General features: G+C 71.0%; 15 protein-coding genes and 1 pseudogene. 9 read left to right on the forward strand and 7 right to left on the reverse strand.

The features are described 5' to 3' along the window. Positions 1-37: 37 nt before the first annotated feature. The 3 genes from ACWGKQ_RS36170 to ACWGKQ_RS36180 form a co-directional block, all read right to left on the reverse strand. A complete protein-coding gene (locus tag ACWGKQ_RS36170) occupies positions 38-805 on the reverse strand; it encodes an SDR family NAD(P)-dependent oxidoreductase (RefSeq protein ID WP_453296268.1) in 768 nt (255 codons plus the stop codon). Between the two features lie 10 nt (positions 806-815). Further along, positions 816-1,979: an acyl-CoA dehydrogenase family protein gene (locus ACWGKQ_RS36175; protein ID WP_453296269.1), complete on the reverse strand. Its 1,164-nt coding sequence runs from the start codon at positions 1,977-1,979 to the stop codon at positions 816-818. A gap of 237 nt (positions 1,980-2,216) precedes the next feature. Further along, a complete protein-coding gene (locus ACWGKQ_RS36180) occupies positions 2,217-3,122 on the reverse strand; it encodes a TetR/AcrR family transcriptional regulator (RefSeq protein WP_453296270.1) in 906 nt (301 codons plus the stop codon). 166 nt (positions 3,123-3,288) lie between these two features. Between ACWGKQ_RS36180 and ACWGKQ_RS36185 the strand changes: the two genes are divergently transcribed. From ACWGKQ_RS36185 to ACWGKQ_RS36195, 3 genes are read left to right on the forward strand one after another with little or no spacing between them, the layout of a single operon-like run. Continuing rightward, the gene (locus ACWGKQ_RS36185; protein WP_453296271.1) at positions 3,289-4,152 is read left to right on the forward strand and encodes an acyl-CoA dehydrogenase family protein; all 864 of its coding nucleotides are present in this window, start codon (positions 3,289-3,291) and stop codon (positions 4,150-4,152) included. Then, positions 4,149-5,306, forward strand: a complete 1,158-nt coding sequence (locus ACWGKQ_RS36190; RefSeq protein ID WP_453296272.1) for an acyl-CoA dehydrogenase family protein — start codon at positions 4,149-4,151, stop codon at positions 5,304-5,306. The genes ACWGKQ_RS36185 and ACWGKQ_RS36190 overlap by 4 nt, the downstream gene beginning before the upstream one ends. Positions 5,307-5,318: 12 nt before the next feature. Continuing rightward, a complete protein-coding gene (locus ACWGKQ_RS36195; protein ID WP_453296273.1) occupies positions 5,319-6,110 on the forward strand; it encodes an enoyl-CoA hydratase in 792 nt (263 codons plus the stop codon). Here ACWGKQ_RS36195 and ACWGKQ_RS36200 read toward each other — a convergent pair. The 4 genes from ACWGKQ_RS36200 to ACWGKQ_RS36215 are packed head-to-tail and all read right to left on the reverse strand — an operon-like array spanning position 6,043 to position 9,213. Continuing rightward, positions 6,043-7,164 (reverse strand): NAD(P)H-dependent amine dehydrogenase family protein, encoded by a 1,122-nt coding sequence (locus tag ACWGKQ_RS36200; protein ID WP_453296274.1) that lies wholly within the window; start codon positions 7,162-7,164, stop codon positions 6,043-6,045. The two genes, ACWGKQ_RS36195 and ACWGKQ_RS36200, sit on opposite strands and share 68 nt — an antisense overlap. Further along, a complete protein-coding gene (locus ACWGKQ_RS36205) occupies positions 7,161-7,688 on the reverse strand; it encodes a carboxymuconolactone decarboxylase family protein (RefSeq protein WP_453296275.1) in 528 nt (175 codons plus the stop codon). The genes ACWGKQ_RS36200 and ACWGKQ_RS36205 overlap by 4 nt, the downstream gene beginning before the upstream one ends. Beyond that, positions 7,685-8,410 (reverse strand): SDR family oxidoreductase, encoded by a 726-nt coding sequence (locus tag ACWGKQ_RS36210; protein WP_453296276.1) that lies wholly within the window; start codon positions 8,408-8,410, stop codon positions 7,685-7,687. Before ACWGKQ_RS36210 ends, ACWGKQ_RS36205 begins: the two co-directional genes overlap by 4 nt. Then, on the reverse strand, positions 8,407-9,213 hold the full coding sequence (locus ACWGKQ_RS36215) for a TauD/TfdA dioxygenase family protein (protein ID WP_453296277.1): 807 nt from the start codon (positions 9,211-9,213) through the stop codon (positions 8,407-8,409). The genes ACWGKQ_RS36210 and ACWGKQ_RS36215 overlap by 4 nt, the downstream gene beginning before the upstream one ends. 144 nt (positions 9,214-9,357) lie before the next feature. On the opposite strand from ACWGKQ_RS36215, the gene ACWGKQ_RS36220 reads away from it, so the two are divergent. From ACWGKQ_RS36220 to ACWGKQ_RS36245, 6 genes and pseudogenes are all read left to right on the forward strand, one after another. Further along, a complete protein-coding gene (locus tag ACWGKQ_RS36220) occupies positions 9,358-10,089 on the forward strand; it encodes an SDR family oxidoreductase (RefSeq protein ID WP_453296278.1) in 732 nt (243 codons plus the stop codon). Then, positions 10,086-11,552 (forward strand): aldehyde dehydrogenase family protein, encoded by a 1,467-nt coding sequence (locus ACWGKQ_RS36225; protein ID WP_453296279.1) that lies wholly within the window; start codon positions 10,086-10,088, stop codon positions 11,550-11,552. The genes ACWGKQ_RS36220 and ACWGKQ_RS36225 overlap by 4 nt, the downstream gene beginning before the upstream one ends. Then, on the forward strand, positions 11,549-12,754 hold the full coding sequence (locus tag ACWGKQ_RS36230) for a CaiB/BaiF CoA transferase family protein (protein WP_453296280.1): 1,206 nt from the start codon (positions 11,549-11,551) through the stop codon (positions 12,752-12,754). The genes ACWGKQ_RS36225 and ACWGKQ_RS36230 overlap by 4 nt, the downstream gene beginning before the upstream one ends. A gap of 57 nt (positions 12,755-12,811) precedes the next feature. Beyond that, positions 12,812-14,194 carry an ABC transporter substrate-binding protein gene (locus ACWGKQ_RS36235; protein ID WP_453296281.1) on the forward strand — a complete coding sequence of 461 codons (1,383 nt, stop codon included), beginning with the start codon at positions 12,812-12,814 and terminating at the stop codon, positions 14,192-14,194. Between the two features lie 17 nt (positions 14,195-14,211). Then, entirely contained in the window at positions 14,212-14,403 is a 192-nt protein-coding gene (locus ACWGKQ_RS36240) for a ferredoxin (protein ID WP_089104827.1), read from the forward strand. A gap of 33 nt (positions 14,404-14,436) precedes the next feature. Further along, positions 14,437-14,816 (forward strand): annotated as a pseudogene (locus ACWGKQ_RS36245) (hypothetical protein); the annotation flags it as partial.

Below are 14,816 nucleotides of genomic sequence, written 5' to 3' on the forward strand. Positions count from 1 at the left end.
TAGGCTGAACCATTCAACACAGGGACGTCCGGGGCTGTCACATGACCATCCCCCCGTCGACCGGCAGTACCTGCCCGGTGATGAAGGAGGCCGCGTCGGAGGCGAGGAAGACGAACGCCCCCGCGACCTCCTCGGGCTCCGCCCAGCGCCCGAGCGGGATCCGGGCCAGCATCTGGGCGGCGAACTTCTCGTTCGTCCGGATGGTCTCCGTCATCGGGGTCGCGGCCAGTGGCGCGAGGGCGTTCACCAGGATGCGCCTGCGGGCCAGTTCGCGGGCCAGGGACTTGGTGAGGCCGATGATGCCGGCCTTGGCGGCGGAGTAGTTGACCTGTCCGAGGGTGCCGACGATCCCGGCCGACGAGGTGACGTTGATGATGCGGCCGCGTCCGTCGTCGGGCAGGAAGGGCAGCGCGGCCTGCGCACAGTGGAAGCTGCCCAGGACGTGGATGTCCAGGAGCCGCCGGAAGGCGTCCTCCTCCAGGTTCGCGAACATGGCGGGCGCGGTGATCCCCGCGTTGTTGACGAGGATGTGCAGGGTGCCGTCGGCGAGCGCGGCGGCCCGGGACACCGCCGCGTCGGCGCTCGCGCGGTCGGTCACGTCGAGCGCGGCGCTGTCCGCGGTCAGTCCGGCTGCGGAGATCTTCCCGGCGACGGCCGCCGCAGCCGCCTGGTCGACGTCGGTCACGAGCACCGCCGCCCCGGCCCGGGCGAGCGCCTCGGCGACCGCCGAGCCGATGCCGCCGGCGGCGCCGGTCACCAGCGCCGAGCGCCCCGTGAGATCGAACAGATCCGTTCGGTCGGTCATCCCCAACTCCTCAGTAGCTTCGGGGCAGTCCCAGGGTGTGCTCGCCCAGGTAGTTCAGGACCATCTCCTGGCTGACGGGCGCGATCCGCATCAGCCGTGCCTCGCGGAAGTAGCGGGCGACCGGGTACTCCTCGGAGTAGCCCATGCCGCCGTGGGTCTGGAGCGCCCGGTCGGCGGTGGTGAACCCGGCGTCCGCGCACAGGTACTTGGCGGTGTTCGCCTCGCGTCCGCACGGCCGGCCCTGGTCGTAGAGCCAGGTCGCCTTGCGCAGCACCAGCTCGGCCGCGTCGAGCCGGGCGAGGGAGTCGGCGAGCGGGAACTGGATGCCCTGGTTCATCCCGATCGGCCTGCCGAACACCTCCCGCTCCCTGCCGTACCGCACGGCCTGGTCCAGGGCCACCCGGCCGATGCCGAGCGCCTCGGCGGCGATCAGCATCCGCTCGGGGTTCAGGCCGTCGAGGAGGTAGCGGAAGCCGTGGCCCTCCTCGCCGACCCGGTCCTCGACCGGGATGCGCAGCTCGTCGATGAACAGCTCGTTCGACGTGACGGCGTTGCGGCCCATCTTCGGGATGGGGCGGATGTCGACCCGCTCGCGGTCGAGGTCGGTGAGGAACAGCGTCATGCCGTCCGTGCGCTTCTCGACCTCGTCGACCTTCGACGTACGGGTCAGCAGCAGGATCTTCTCTGACTCCAGCGCCTTCGAGATCCACACCTTCCGGCCGCTGACGACGTAGTGGCCGCCGTCCCGGCGGGCGTACGTCGTGATGCGCGTCGTGTCCAGGCCCGCGCCCGGTTCCGTCACGCCGAAGCAGACGTGCAGGTCGCCGTCGGCGATCCGGGGCAGGGTGCGCCGCTTGAGCTCCTCGGAGCCGTGCACGACGACGGGGTGCATGCCGAAGATCGACATGTGGATCGAGCTGGCCGCGTTCATTCCGCCGCAGCGGGCGACCTGCTCGAGCAGCAGCGTCGCCTCGGTGATGCCGAGGCCGTGGCCGCCGTACGCCTCCGGGACGGTGATGCCCAGCCAGCCGCCGCCCGCGACGGCGTCGTAGAACTCCTCGGGGAAGGCGTGATCGCGGTCCTTCTCCATCCAGTACCGGTCGTCGAAGTCGCGCAGGAGACCGGTCACGGCCTTGCGGATCGTCTCCTGGTCCTCGGTCAGCTCAAAGTCCACGGCGGGGAACCCCTCTGCCGGCGGCTGATATGCGAAACATATCAAAGGTCAGACCGAAAGGGGCCGTCAAGGGGGCGAGGCTTCAAGGTCCGGTTCTGCCGGGGGAGTTGGGGGAGTTGGGGAAGGGTGAGGGGGGATCCGGGGGGAGAGAGATGTCGCTCGCGGTGCGGCGGTGGGTCCCGTGGGACGGCAAAAGGCCCCCGCGGGCGATATCGCGGAGGCCCTGGACCGGCCGGGTCACGCCTGGGAGCGGGTGGCCTTCGTAGCGGTTGCCTTCTTCGCCGGAGCGGCCTTCTTCGCGGCGGCGGCCCGCTTCTGCGGCGTGGCCGTCGTCTTCTTCGCCGGGGCCGCCTTACGTGCCGTTGCCGCGGTCGCCCTAGTCGCAGTCGCCTTCGTCGCGGGGGCGTCCTCGGCCGGTGCGGTCGTGTCCGGTGCCGTCGTTGCCGGTGCGGTCGTGGCCGGGCCCTCTGTCGTGCCGGGCCCCCGGAGTCCGCCCAGGCAGAACGCCCACACCTCCTCGGCGGTGATGGGGGAGGGGTGTGCCCCGACCGGTGCCGCGGGGGCCTGGGCCGTGAACATCGCGGTCTGCATGATCAGGGACGCGGTGCGCCGCGGCTTCGCGGTCACGGCCTGACCGGCCTCGACGGCCTCCTCGACCAGCTCCGTGAAGTAGGCGAGCAGCGGCAGATGGGCGGTGGCCACCTGGTCCGGGTGGGTGACCAGCAGCTGGATCGCGAAGTCCGTGAAGAGCGGGGACTGCTGGCCCTTGCGCGGCGTGGAGGAGCCGTACAGCAGGTCGACCGCGATCTTCAGCCGCTCCAGAGGGTCCCGCCCCGCGGCGGCCTTCTCCCGGATCTCGGCGGCCGAGGTGGAGAGCGCGTCCTCGAAGAGGGCGAGCAGCAGCTCGTGCTTGCCGTCGAAGTGCTGGTAGAAGCTGCGCAGCGACTGCCGGGAGCGCTCCACGACCTCCTGCACGGTGAAGTCGGTGGTGCCCTTGTCGGCGATCAGCTCCTGGGCGGCGTCGAGGAACCGCTGGACGCGCTGCTCGGCGCGCAGCTTCGCGGCCCGGGTGGAGCGCTCGACGGCGCGCTGCCGCCAGGCGGGCTCGGGGGTCTCGACCGGTTCTGCGGGGACGGCACTCATGAGTAGAACGGTACTCCACGCATGTGAAAAGCAGGGGCACTCCCCCTACCGAATCGCCTTCTGTAAGAAACGAGACCATTACTTTCGCGTAGCGAGAATGCTATTCTCGCCCGATCCGGGCTCGCGCCCGGCGTGCGGCCACCGGTACGACAGGGCGGAGGCGGGCGTGGAGTACGAACTCGACGAGGACCAACAGCTGCTGCGGCGCACGGTGCGCGAGACGGTCGCCAAGGTCCGCGGCCGGCCCGAAGAGCAGCAGTGGAGCACCTACCGGCGGCTCGGCTGGCTGGAGGCACCCCCGTTCGAACTCGCCCTCATCCTGGAGGAGTTGGGCTACGCCGCCGACCCGACCCCGTTCCTGGCCGCGGCCACCTGGTTCGCCCCGCTGACCGGCCGCCTCCCCGAAGGCAGCGGCACGGCGGTCTTCGACGGCACCGGGCGGTACGTCCTGGACGCCGACCGCGCCGACGAGGTCGCGCTGCTCACGCCGGACGGCGTGGTCGTCGTATCAGGAGCCGAACTGGCGGTGCGGCGGGTCCCCGCGCTCGACCCGAACCTGCACCTGGCCCATGTCGAGGCCGTCGACGCCGGTGCCCTCGCCGAGGGCGTTCCCGACCTGGCGTTGACCGGCCTTGCCGCCACCGCGGTCGGCGCCTGCCGCCGGATCCTCGACCTGACCCTGGACCACGTGAAGCAGCGGGTGCAGTTCGGCCGTCCGCTCGGCTCCTTCCAGGCCGTCAAGCACAAGGCCGCCGACATGCACGTGGCGATCGAGCGCGCCCGAGCCCTCACCCACTTCTCCGCCCTGACCATCGCCGAGGACGACCCCCGGCGCACCCGGGCCGCCCACATGGCCAAGGCCGCGGCCGGGGAGTGCCAGCGCCTGGTCTTCCGGCACGGGTTGCAGCTCTTCGGGGCCATGGGCTTCACCTGGGAGAACGAACTCCAGTACCACCTGAAGCGGGCCCAGGCCTGCGACCTGCTCCTCGGCACCGCGTCCGCGCACAGGAAGGCGCTGCTGGCCTCATGAGACTCGCCGACGACCCCGAAGTGGCCGACTTCCGCGCCGAGTTCTCCGCCTTCCTGGATGCCAACCTCCCCGCCGAGGGCGCGGCGCGGACCCGCTCCCGCTCCAGCGCCCACGTCCCCGACTGGGCGCGCCGCTGGCAGCGCACCCTGTTCGACGCGGGCTGGCTGCTGCCCGGCCAGCCACCGGAGTTCGGCGGGCGCGGTGCCACCCTGCCGCAACAGCTCGCGCACCTGGAGGAGTTGGCCCGCCGCCGGATCTACCACAGCTTCAACCCGCAGGGCCTCGGCATCATCGCCGCATCCCTGATCACCTTCGGCACCGAGGAGCAGAAGCGCCGCTGGGCCGTGCCGATCCTGCGCGCCGAGATCACCGCCGCGCTCGGCATGAGCGAGCCCGAGGCCGGCTCCGACCTGGCTTCCCTTCGCACCCGAGCGGTGCTGGACGGCGACACCTTCACCGTCAACGGCCAGAAGATCTGGACCTCCGGCGCCCACGACGCCGACGTCCTGCTCGCCTTCGTCCGCACGGACCCCGACGCCCCCAAGCACAAGGGGATCAGCGCGTTGCTGATCCCCACGGCCACCGAGGGCGTCGTACGACGTCCCTTCGGCTCGATCGCCGCCGAGGACGACCTCGACTTCAACGAGGTGTTCTTCACCGACGTCCGGGTGGCGCGCGAGAACCTCGTCGGGCCGCTGAACGAGGGCTGGCGGGTGGCCAACGGCTCCCTGGGGCACGAACGCACCCTGCTGTGGCTGTCGTTCGCCGAACGCCTGGAGGACCTGGTGCAGGACGCCGCCGACGTCGGCGCCGGCCAGGACTGGTACGCCACCCTCCTCATGGACCTCCAGGCGCTGCGGCTGCTCGGCTACCGGCAACTCGGCCCGGACCGGGACCCCGCCGAGCTCTCCGTGCTCAAGCTGCTCGGCTCCGAGGCCGTCCAGTCCGCCTCCCTGCACGCCCTGGAAGCTCACGGCACCGACGCCCTGTCGCATCCCGCCCGCACCGGGCCGTACCACCACATGAACAACGAGGCGTTCATCTCCAGCTGGTTCGAGCGGTACGCGCGCAGTTTCGCCGGCACCATCGCGGGCGGCACCAGCGAGATCCAGCGCAACATCGTCGCCGAGCGCATCCTCGGCCTGCCGCGATAGAGGACACCCGCCATGGACCAGATCCTGTACGACGCCGAGGACGGCATCGCGACGATCACCCTCAACCGGCCCGAGGCCGCCAACGCCCAGACCATGGCCCTCCTCGACGACCTCGACGCCGCCTGGACCCGCGCGGCCAGGGACGAGGAGGTACGGGTGGTCGTGCTCAGGGCGAACGGCCGGCACTTCTCCGCAGGCCACGACCTCAAGGACCGCTGGCCCGGACCCGGCGAGATCACCCTTGAGTGGATCTACGAAGCCGAGACCCGTCGCTATCTCGAATACTCGCTGAAGTGGCGCAACATCCCGAAGCCCACCATCGCGGCAGTCCAGGGCAAGTGCATCGCGGCCGGGCTGATGCTGTGCTGGCCGTGCGACCTGATCGTGGCCGCCGAGAACGCGGAGTTCTCCGATCCGGTGGTCCACATGGGCATCGGCGGGGTCGAGTACCACGGCCACACCTGGGAGCTGGGACCCCGCAAGGCCAAGGAGATCCTCTTCACCGGTCGCCCCCTGACCGCGCACGAGGCCGAACAGGTCGGCATGGTCAACAGGGTCGTTCCCCTGACCGAACTCGCCACCGAGACGGACGAGTTGGCGCGACGGATCGCCCGGATGCCGCCCTTCGGCCTGCGCCAGGCCAAGCGCGCGGTGAACCAGACCCTCGACGTACAGGGCTTCTACGCCGCCCTCCAGTCCGTCTTCGACATCCACCAGACCGGGCACGGCAACGCCCTCAGCGTGGGCGGCTATCCGATCCTGACCCGGCTGGACGAGATGAAGGACCGCCTGAAGCAGGGCTGAGGTCCGCGGTGAACAGGGGGAGGTCCGCCGTCGTACGGATGCCGGGGGCGGCCGCGCACACGGCGGGCACGGCGTTGACCGCCCGGTGTGCGGTGTAGCCGGGGGAGACGGCGGCCAGCCGCTCCAGCGGTACCGGGAACCGCATGTCGACGTCCAGGGGCGTGTCGCCGTCGACCTTCAGGTGCCAGCCGGTGGGACGGAGGTCCCAGGCCTCGTCGAGGTTTGTGGTGCAGTACCAGGTCGCGTTGAACTCCAGCAGCGTACGTCCGGCGTGGCGACCGGAGAGCGTGATGCGCTGCGCGGCCACCGTCCCCGCCCGCAGGACTCCGGCTGCGATGGCGGTCGTGCGGGTGGCGGTGGCGATCCGGCCCCGGGCCTCGACGGATTCGAGGGGCAGGCCCAGGGCGTCGGCCACCAGCCGCAGGGAGGGCCCGAAACCCGACCTGACGTGCGCCAGGCGGCCTTCGTCGAACGCACCGTCCGGTGCCGCGCCGAAGCCCATCACGTCGAAGAGCAGGCCCGGTGAGTTCCGCCGGGACAGATCGGCGTACTCGTGGATGGTCAGCTTCTCGAGGCGTCGCTGCACGGAGGCCAGGACGAGCGGTACCGCCTCGGTGATGAAGCCCGGACTGCTGCCGGTGGCGTGCAGCGACGTGCCGCCCCGGCCGCAGGCCTCCTGGACTCTGCTCCGCAGGGCGGGATCCAGGCCGGCCGGGTGGTGGAATCCGCCCGTCGTGGTCACCACGTTCGCGCCGGACGCCAGCAGGGCGCACAGGTCGTCGTGGTCGGTCGCCCGGGGCATGTAGAGCACGCAGTCGGCGCGCAGCCGGAGTATCTCGTCGGGGTCGGCGGTGGCGACGACTCCCGTCGGGCCGGTCCCGCAGAGTTCGCCGGCGTCGCGCCCGGCCTTGTCCGGACCGCTGACGAACACTCCGGCCAGCGTCATGCGCGGATGGTCCAGAACGGCACGCAGTGAGCGCGTACCGATGTTTCCGGTGGCCCACTGGACGACCCGGAGGGGCCGGTCCGGGTGCGGGGGACGCTGCGTGCTCACCCTTCCCCGGCCATCCCGCCGTCGTCCATGCCCGCATCGGGCTCCACATCGAAGGTGTTGTACGCCATGGCCTGCAGGCGGTACGCGCCGACGACGAACACGAACTCCATCAGCTGCCGTTCGTCCAGTTCCTTCGCCAGTTCCGCGTAGAGCGCGTCGGAGAGGGAGGAGGTGGTGTCGAGTTCGTCCACCGCCCTGTTCACCAGGGTGTCCGCGCCCCGGCGCACCTCTTCCACCTCCTCGTCCGTGATGCCGGCCTCCCGGGCCAGCAGGACGTGGTGGGCCCATTCGTACCGGCAGCGGTTGCGCCAGGCGACCCGGAGGACCGTCAGTTCGCGCATCCTGTCCGGCAGCGTGCCGCGGTAGACCAGTTGGGTGCTGAAGGTCAGGAACGCCTTGGCCAGGCGCGGATGGTTCAGCAGGAGGCCGAGGGCGTTGGACGGCGGGACGGTGCGGCCGCCCGTGAGCGGGCGCAGGGCCTCGGCGTCCCATTCCTCGTACGGTATCGGCGACAGCCTCGTCATGTGTTGCGGCCCCCGTTCACGCCGATGATCTGGCCGGTGATGTAGCCGGCCTCCTCGCTGACCAGGAAGGAGCAGGTCGCGGCGATGTCCTCGGGCCGGCCGACCCGGCGTACGGGGGTGCGCGCGATGTGTTCCTCGACGGTGCCGCCGAGGCGCTGGTTGCGCTCGGCCGTGCGCAGCATCGGGGTGTCGATGAAACCGGGCGGGATCGCGTTGACGGTGATGCCGCGCGGGCCCAGCTCCAGTGCCAGGGACTTGGTCAGTCCGTTCACCGCGGATTTGGCGGCGACGTAATGCGCCATGAACGGCTGCCCGGAGTGCGCGCTGGACGAGGAGATGTTCACGATCCGGCCCCAGCGGCCCTCCCACATGTCCGGCAGCGCCGACTGGACGCAGTGGAACACCCCGTTGAGGTTGACGTCCACGACGCGCTGCCAGTCGGCGAAGGAGAGCTCGGCGAAGCGGGTGAAGCCGTCCCGGCCGGCCGCGTTGACCAGCACCGAGACCGGGCCGAGACGCTCGCGCACCGCGTCCATCGCCTTGTCGACCTGCGCCCGGTCGGTGACGTCGACGGTGAACGCGCAGTCGCCGGTGCCGGGGGCCAGGTCGAAGACGGCGACCTTCAGTCCGTCGGCGGTGAGACGGCGGACGATGGCCTGACCGATGCCGGAGGCGCCGCCGGTGACGACCGCCGTGCGGGCCGCTTCCGCCGCCCCGCTCATGCGAACGCCTCGTCGCCGACGACGGTGGTCCGGTGCAGCAGCCGCTCGGAGCTCTCGTCGTAGGGCAGCGCCCGGTGCAGGATCCCGGTGTTGTCCCACACGACCAGGTCGCCGACCTCCCAGTCGTGGGTGTAGCGGAACCGGTCCTGGGTGGTCCAGTCGAGCAGGTCGTCCAGGAGGGCGCGGCTCTCCTCGGGGTCCATGCCGACGACGTGGTCGGCGGTGGCGCCGGCGACGAGGGAGCGGCGGCCGTCCCGGCGCCGCCACACCAGGGACATCTCGTGGGCGGGCTGGGTGCGCCAGCCGGCCAGTTCCTCCGGGGTGGGGTCCGGGGTCACCAGCCGCTGCGCCGCCTCGAAGGTGTGCACCACCCGCAGGCTCTCGTAGCGTTCGCGGTCCTTGACCGGCAGGTTCTCGCACGCGGCGTAGGTGCTGGCGAAGTCCGTGCCGCCGCCGACCGTGGCCACGTGCCGGGCGGTGAGCGTGGTCGCCTTGACGGGCACGTCGTCACTGGTGCCGTCGAGGTGCCAGAAGAACGCGCCCTTGAGGTACTTGGCGCTCGCGCTCTTCGCCGGATTGATCGAGATGGGGAAGATCTCCTGGCCGCGCAGCGCGACCACCTCGCCGAGCCTGCGGCTGAACGCCAGCTGCTGCTCGTCGTCGAGGTGCAGCCCGCGCACGACGAGCACGCCCCGCCATTTGAGCGCCTCGACGCAGCGATGAACGAAGGTGTCGTCGAGCGGGTCCGTGACGCCCGTGAACTCCACGCCGAGCGACGGGCTCACGGCCTTCGAATCGATCATGGAAACTCCCCTTTCGTCGGCGAGAATCTTATTCTCCTGGCGGTTGCGGCGGGAAGTGCAAGAGCATCAGATTCTCGTGTTCGAATCCTTGATTAGCCGAAAATGAGAATGTAGTTTCCATGCCAACCGAGCATGGAGGCTGCGATGCGGTTGAAGAACAAGGTGGTGATCGTCACCGGGGCCGGCCAGGGCATCGGTGAGGGATACGCCCGGGCGCTGGCCGCCGAGGGCGCGCGGGTCGTGGTGGCGGACCTCAACGAGGAGCAGGGCAGGCGCGTCGCCAAGGACATCGGCGACGCGCTCTTCGTCGCGGTCGACGTCGCCGACCCCGCCTCCGCCGAGCAGCTCGCCGCCACCGTGATCGCCGAGTACGGCAGGATCGACCACCTCGTCAACAACGCGGCGATCTTCCACGGGATGCGCCGCGAGGGCGTCGTCACCGTCGACTACGACTACCTGGACCGGTTCCTCAAGGTGAACCTGCTCGGCGCGCTGCACGTCACCCGCGCCGTGCTGCCGCACCTGAAGGAGGGCGCGGCGATCGTCAACCAGTCGTCCACCGCGGCCTGGCAGGCCACCGGCTTCTACGGGCTCGCCAAGGCCGGCATCAACCACCTCACCGTCTCGCTGGCCTCCGAACTCGGCCCGCGCGGCATCCGGGTCAACGCCATCGCGCCAGGGCCGACGGACACCGAGGCCACCCGCAGCATCATCCCGGAAGCGCACCGCACGGCCATGGTGCAGTCCTTCCCCCTCAAACGGATGGGGACCCCCGCGGACCAGGCGGGCGCGCTGGTGTTCCTGCTCTCCGACGACGCGTCCTGGGTCACCGGCCAGGTGCTCGCCGTGGACGGCGGATCGCTGGTGCGGCTGTGAGCGCGCCCGCCGGCAGGTCCCAGCTGATCGACGGCAAGCTCCTCACCGCCGACACCACGTTCCCCACCTACAACCCCGCCACGGGTGAGCTGCTCGGCCACGCCCCCGATGCCACCACGGCCAACGCCGAGGCGGCGGTCGCCGCCGCCCGCCGCGCCTTCGACACCACCGACTGGTCCACGGACCGGGACCTGCGGCTGCGCTGCCTGCGCCAGCTCCACCGGGCGCTCGACGAGCACCGCGAGGAACTGCGCGAACTGACCATCGCCGAGGTCGGCGCCCCCCGCCAGCTCACCCACGGCCCCCAACTCGACGAGCCCATCGGCATCGTGAATTTCTACGCGGACCTGCTGGAGAACTACGAGTTCACCGAGGACCTCGGCGAGATCGAGTCGCGCGGCCAGCGCCACCACCGCTGGGTGGAGAAGGAGGCGGCCGGTGTCGTCGCCGCGATCCTGCCGTACAACTACCCCAACCAGCTCGCCCTCGCCAAGATCTCCCCCGCCCTCGCCGCGGGCTGCACCGTCGTCCTCAAGGGCGCCCCGCAGACCCCGCTCACCACCCTCGCGCTCGGTGAACTCATCGCCGAACACACCGACATACCGCCCGGCGTCATCAACGTGCTCAGCTCCGCCCGCCCCGAGGTCGGCGAGCTGCTCACCACCCATCCCGACGTCGACGTGGTCACCTTCACCGGCGCCACCACCACCGGACGCCGGATCATGGCCGCCGCCGCGGACTCCGTGAAGCGGGTCTTCCTCGAACTCGGCGGCAAGTCAGCCATGATCATCCTGGAGGACGCCGACTTCGTGAAGGCGGGCATGTTCGCCGCATTCACCATCTGCTCCCACTCCGGCCAGGGCTGCGCCCTCACCTCCCGGCTGCTCGTACCACGCGAACACCACGACAGGATCGTGCAGTTGGTCGCCGCCGGCATGGCACGCGTCACCGTCGGCGACCCGACCGACCCCAAGACCACCATGGGCCCGCTGATCAGCGAGCAGCAGCGCGACAAGGTCGACGGCATGGTGCGGCGGGCCGTCGAGGCGGGCGCGACCCTCGTCCGGGGCGGCAACCGGATCGAGCCGGGCTACTTCTACGAACCCACCCTCCTGGCGAACGTCGACCCGGACAGCGAGATCGCCCAGGAGGAGGTCTTCGGCCCCGTCCTCGCCGTGATCCCCTTCGAGGACGAGGAGGACGCGGTCCGGATCGCCAACAACTCCCGCTACGGCCTGTCCGGCGCCGTGCACAGCGCCGACGACGAGCGCGCGATCCGCGTCGCCCGCCGCATCCGCACCGGCACCTTCTCCATCAACGGCGGCAACTACTTCGCCCCCGACGTGCCCTTCGGCGGCTACAAGCAGTCCGGCGTCGGCCGGGAGAGCGGGCGCTCCGGATTCGAGGAGTTCCTGGAGGAGAAGTCCTTCGCCCGGGTCATCGTGCCCCTGGAGCAGGTATGAGGCCTCTGGAGGGCATCCGGGTCCTCGAAGTCGCGATGTACGGCTTCGTGCCCTCGGCCGGGGCCGTGCTCGCCGACTGGGGCGCGGACGTCGTCAAGGTCGAGCACGCCGTGAACGGCGATCCGCAGCGCGGACTGCGCCAGACCGGCACCTTCCGGGTCGACGGCGACCCCAACCCCAACGTCGCGCACGCCAACCGCGGCAAGCGGTCCATCGGCCTCGACATCGCCCGGCCCGAGGGCCGCGAGGTGCTGTACGAACTGGCCGAGGACGCCGACGTGTTCCTCACCAGCTTCATGCCCGCCTCCCGGGCCCGGCTCGGCATCGACGTCGACGACATCCGTGCCGTCAACCCCCGTGTCGTGTACGCCCGGGGGAGCGCCCTCGGGCCGCGCGGCCCCGAGGCGGACAGGGGCGGCTACGACATGACCGCCTTCTGGGCCCGCGCCGGCACCGCCGCCAGCATCACCCCGCCCGGCACCGAGGGCCTGATCAGCCCGCCCGGACCGGCCTACGGCGACACCATCTCCGGTACCAACCTGGCCGGCGGTATCGCCGCCGCCCTGCTACGCCGCGAGCGCACCGGGGAAGCGGCGGTGGTGGACGTCTCCCTGCTCGGCAGCGGCCTGTGGGCGCTGGGCCACGCCATCGGCCTCTCCCTGCACCTGGAGCGGGCCTGGGAAGGCGTACGCCCCAGTGCCCATGGTTCGCCCCGCAACCCGCTCTCGGGGCTCTACCGGACGGCCGACGACCGCTACATCTCCTTCGTCATGCTCCAGCCCGTCAGGTTCTGGCCGAGCGTCTGCCAGTGCCTGGGCCGGCCGGACCTCACCGAGGACCCCCGGTTCGCGACCGGCGAGGCCATCGCCGAGCACACCGAAGAGGCGGTGAAGATCCTCCGGGAGATCATCGCGGGCGGCACCCTCGCCGAATGGTCCGAGCGGTTCGCCGCCCTGGACGGGCCCTGGGCCCCCGTCCAGGACACCCTCCAGGCCGCCGCCGACCCCCAGGCCCGCGCCAACGGCTACCTCGGGCGGGCCGGTGACCTCGAACTCGTCGCCAGTCCCGTCCAGTTCGACGTCGAGGACACACGCCTCGGCCCCGCACCGGAGTTCGCCGCGCAGACCGAGGAGATCCTCGCCGAGCTCGGCTACGACTGGGACCGCATCCTCGCCCTGAAGGCGAGCGGCGCGGTCACCTGACCCCGCACCACCGCACCTCCCTCGGACGACGTCGTCCGAGCCCTTCGAGGAGGCACCATGCGCAGGCTGCTGATCGGCGCGGTCACCGTGACCGCGGTGCTGCTGGCCGGCTGCTCGACCAGATCCGACGACGGCACGCAGTCCGCCGCCGGGACGGCGACGCCCGCCGCGGGCGCGTCCACCGCATCGGCCGACTTCGGCACCTTGAAGAACGTCTGCGGCCCCGGCACCGCCAAGTCCTCGTCCGTCCAGGGCGTCACCGGCACGAGCATCCAGGTCGGCGTGATGTCCGACATCGGCTACACCAAGAACTCCGAGTTCCCCGACGCCGCCAAGGTGTTCACCTCCTGGTGCAACGCCGCGGGCGGCATCAACGGCCGCAAGATCGTCGCCGTCACCCGGGACAGCGCGCTCACCCAGGTCCGCCAAGCGGTCCTGAAGGCCTGCACGTCCGATTTCGCACTGGTCGGCGGCGGCTCCGCGCTGGACGCCCTCGGGGTGCAGGACCGCCTGAAGTGTCTGCTGCCCGCCTTCCCCACCCAGTCCAGCCAGATCGGCGCCATCGGCTCCGACCTCCAGGTCCTCTCCGGCGGCGCCGCCCCCGGCTACTTCCAGTACGCGGGCTACTACACCTGGCTGCTGAAGGACAAGTACCCCGACTCCGCGCAGCAGGTCGGCATCATCTCCGGCGACTCCCCGGTCACCAAGGTGATGTCCGCCCAGTTCAAGGAGGCCGTCGGCGGCCTCGGCGGGAAGGTCTCCTACAACGACCTCTACCCGGCGGCAGGCGTCTCCGACTGGACCCCGTACGCCCAGTCCATCAAGAACAAGGGCGTCAAGGGCCTCGTCTTCCTCGGGGACTTCGCGAGCCTCGCCAAGCTGGAGCAGGCGCTCACCGACATCGGCTACACGCCCGACTGGATCGACGCCAACAGCAACGCCTACGGTCCCGCCTTCCTGCAACTCGCCGGCCCCGCCCTGGCCAAGCAGCACAACTACGCCGAACTCTTCGCCACCGCACCGCTGGAGAGCGCCGCCGACAACCCGGCCACCCAGCAGGTTCTCGACCTCTTCAAGAAGTACGCGCCGGGCAAGCAGGTCACCTACCCGGTGCTGCGTGCCTTCTCCGCCTGGCTGCTGTTCGCCGCCTCCGCCCGGGACTGCGCCGAGCTGACCCGCACCTGCGTGTACGACAACGCGGTCAAGCAGACCGCCTGGACCGGCGGCGGACTCCAGGCACCGGCCGACCTGAGCAGGTCGGACCTCCCCTCGAAGTGCTACACGATCGTCGAGGCCACCGCGAAGGGCTGGCAGCTCGCGGACTTCAAGCCCACCACCGGTACCTACCGCTGCGACGCCCCCACCTACAAGTACAAGGCCGACTACGGCAAGCCGGCCACCCTCGCGAGCGTCGGCAAGTCGATGGCCGACGTGAAATGAACCCGGAGGTGAGACACATGAAGGTACGCGTCGACCCCGAACGGTGCCAGGGCCACACCTTGTGCGCCATGCGGGCGCCGAAGGTCTTCGAACTGAGCGAGATCGACGGGCATTCCTCACCGGTCACCGAGGACGTCCCCGCAGACCAGGAGGACGCGGTGGTCGAGGCCGTCCGCTCCTGCCCCGAACGCGCCATCAGCGTGTTCTGAGCCGCACCCGGCGGACCGAGAGGAAGCGACTCCATGACGACCGCACCGGACGACACGGGCGACGAGGCCCGCAAACAGCCCCGGGTCCACTTCGACCGGCACGCCCCCGAGTACCGGCATCACTTCGAGGAGAAGACCCAGGAGTTCCACACCGGCTGCCCGCTGGCCTGGTCCGACACCTACGGCGGCCACTGGGTGGCCGCCGGCAACCGCGAGCTGCTCGCCTTCGCCCGGGCCGGCGAGAAGCTCTCCAACGACCACGACGTGCACGGCGAGCGCCGCGGCTACCAGGGCATCAGCATCCCGGCGCCGCCGCCCGGCCCGGGCCAGCGCGCCCGGGTGCATGGGATTGTACCCCCCCACCCACCCCCCCCCCCCACCCCCCCCACCCCCAAAAGCAACCCCCCCGGGGA

This window comes from Streptomyces sp. NPDC054770 (genome assembly GCF_053611985.1).

Bases quoted from the DNA above. Each gene is read 5' to 3' on its own strand.
- ACWGKQ_RS36170 (WP_453296268.1), bottom strand. From the start codon at position 805: ATGACCGACCGAACGGATCTGTTCGATCTCACGGGGCGCTCGGCGCTG.
- ACWGKQ_RS36180 (WP_453296270.1), bottom strand. From the start codon at position 3,122: ATGAGTGCCGTCCCCGCAGAACCGGTCGAGACCCCCGAGCCCGCCTGG.
- ACWGKQ_RS36190 (WP_453296272.1), top strand. From the start codon at position 4,149: ATGAGACTCGCCGACGACCCCGAAGTGGCCGACTTCCGCGCCGAGTTC.
- ACWGKQ_RS36195 (WP_453296273.1), top strand. From the start codon at position 5,319: ATGGACCAGATCCTGTACGACGCCGAGGACGGCATCGCGACGATCACC.
- ACWGKQ_RS36205 (WP_453296275.1), bottom strand. From the start codon at position 7,688: ATGACGAGGCTGTCGCCGATACCGTACGAGGAATGGGACGCCGAGGCC.
- ACWGKQ_RS36210 (WP_453296276.1), bottom strand. From the start codon at position 8,410: ATGAGCGGGGCGGCGGAAGCGGCCCGCACGGCGGTCGTCACCGGCGGC.
- ACWGKQ_RS36215 (WP_453296277.1), bottom strand. From the start codon at position 9,213: ATGATCGATTCGAAGGCCGTGAGCCCGTCGCTCGGCGTGGAGTTCACG.
- ACWGKQ_RS36220 (WP_453296278.1), top strand. From the start codon at position 9,358: ATGCGGTTGAAGAACAAGGTGGTGATCGTCACCGGGGCCGGCCAGGGC.
- ACWGKQ_RS36230 (WP_453296280.1), top strand. From the start codon at position 11,549: ATGAGGCCTCTGGAGGGCATCCGGGTCCTCGAAGTCGCGATGTACGGC.
- ACWGKQ_RS36235 (WP_453296281.1), top strand. From the start codon at position 12,812: ATGCGCAGGCTGCTGATCGGCGCGGTCACCGTGACCGCGGTGCTGCTG.
- ACWGKQ_RS36240 (WP_089104827.1), top strand. From the start codon at position 14,212: ATGAAGGTACGCGTCGACCCCGAACGGTGCCAGGGCCACACCTTGTGC.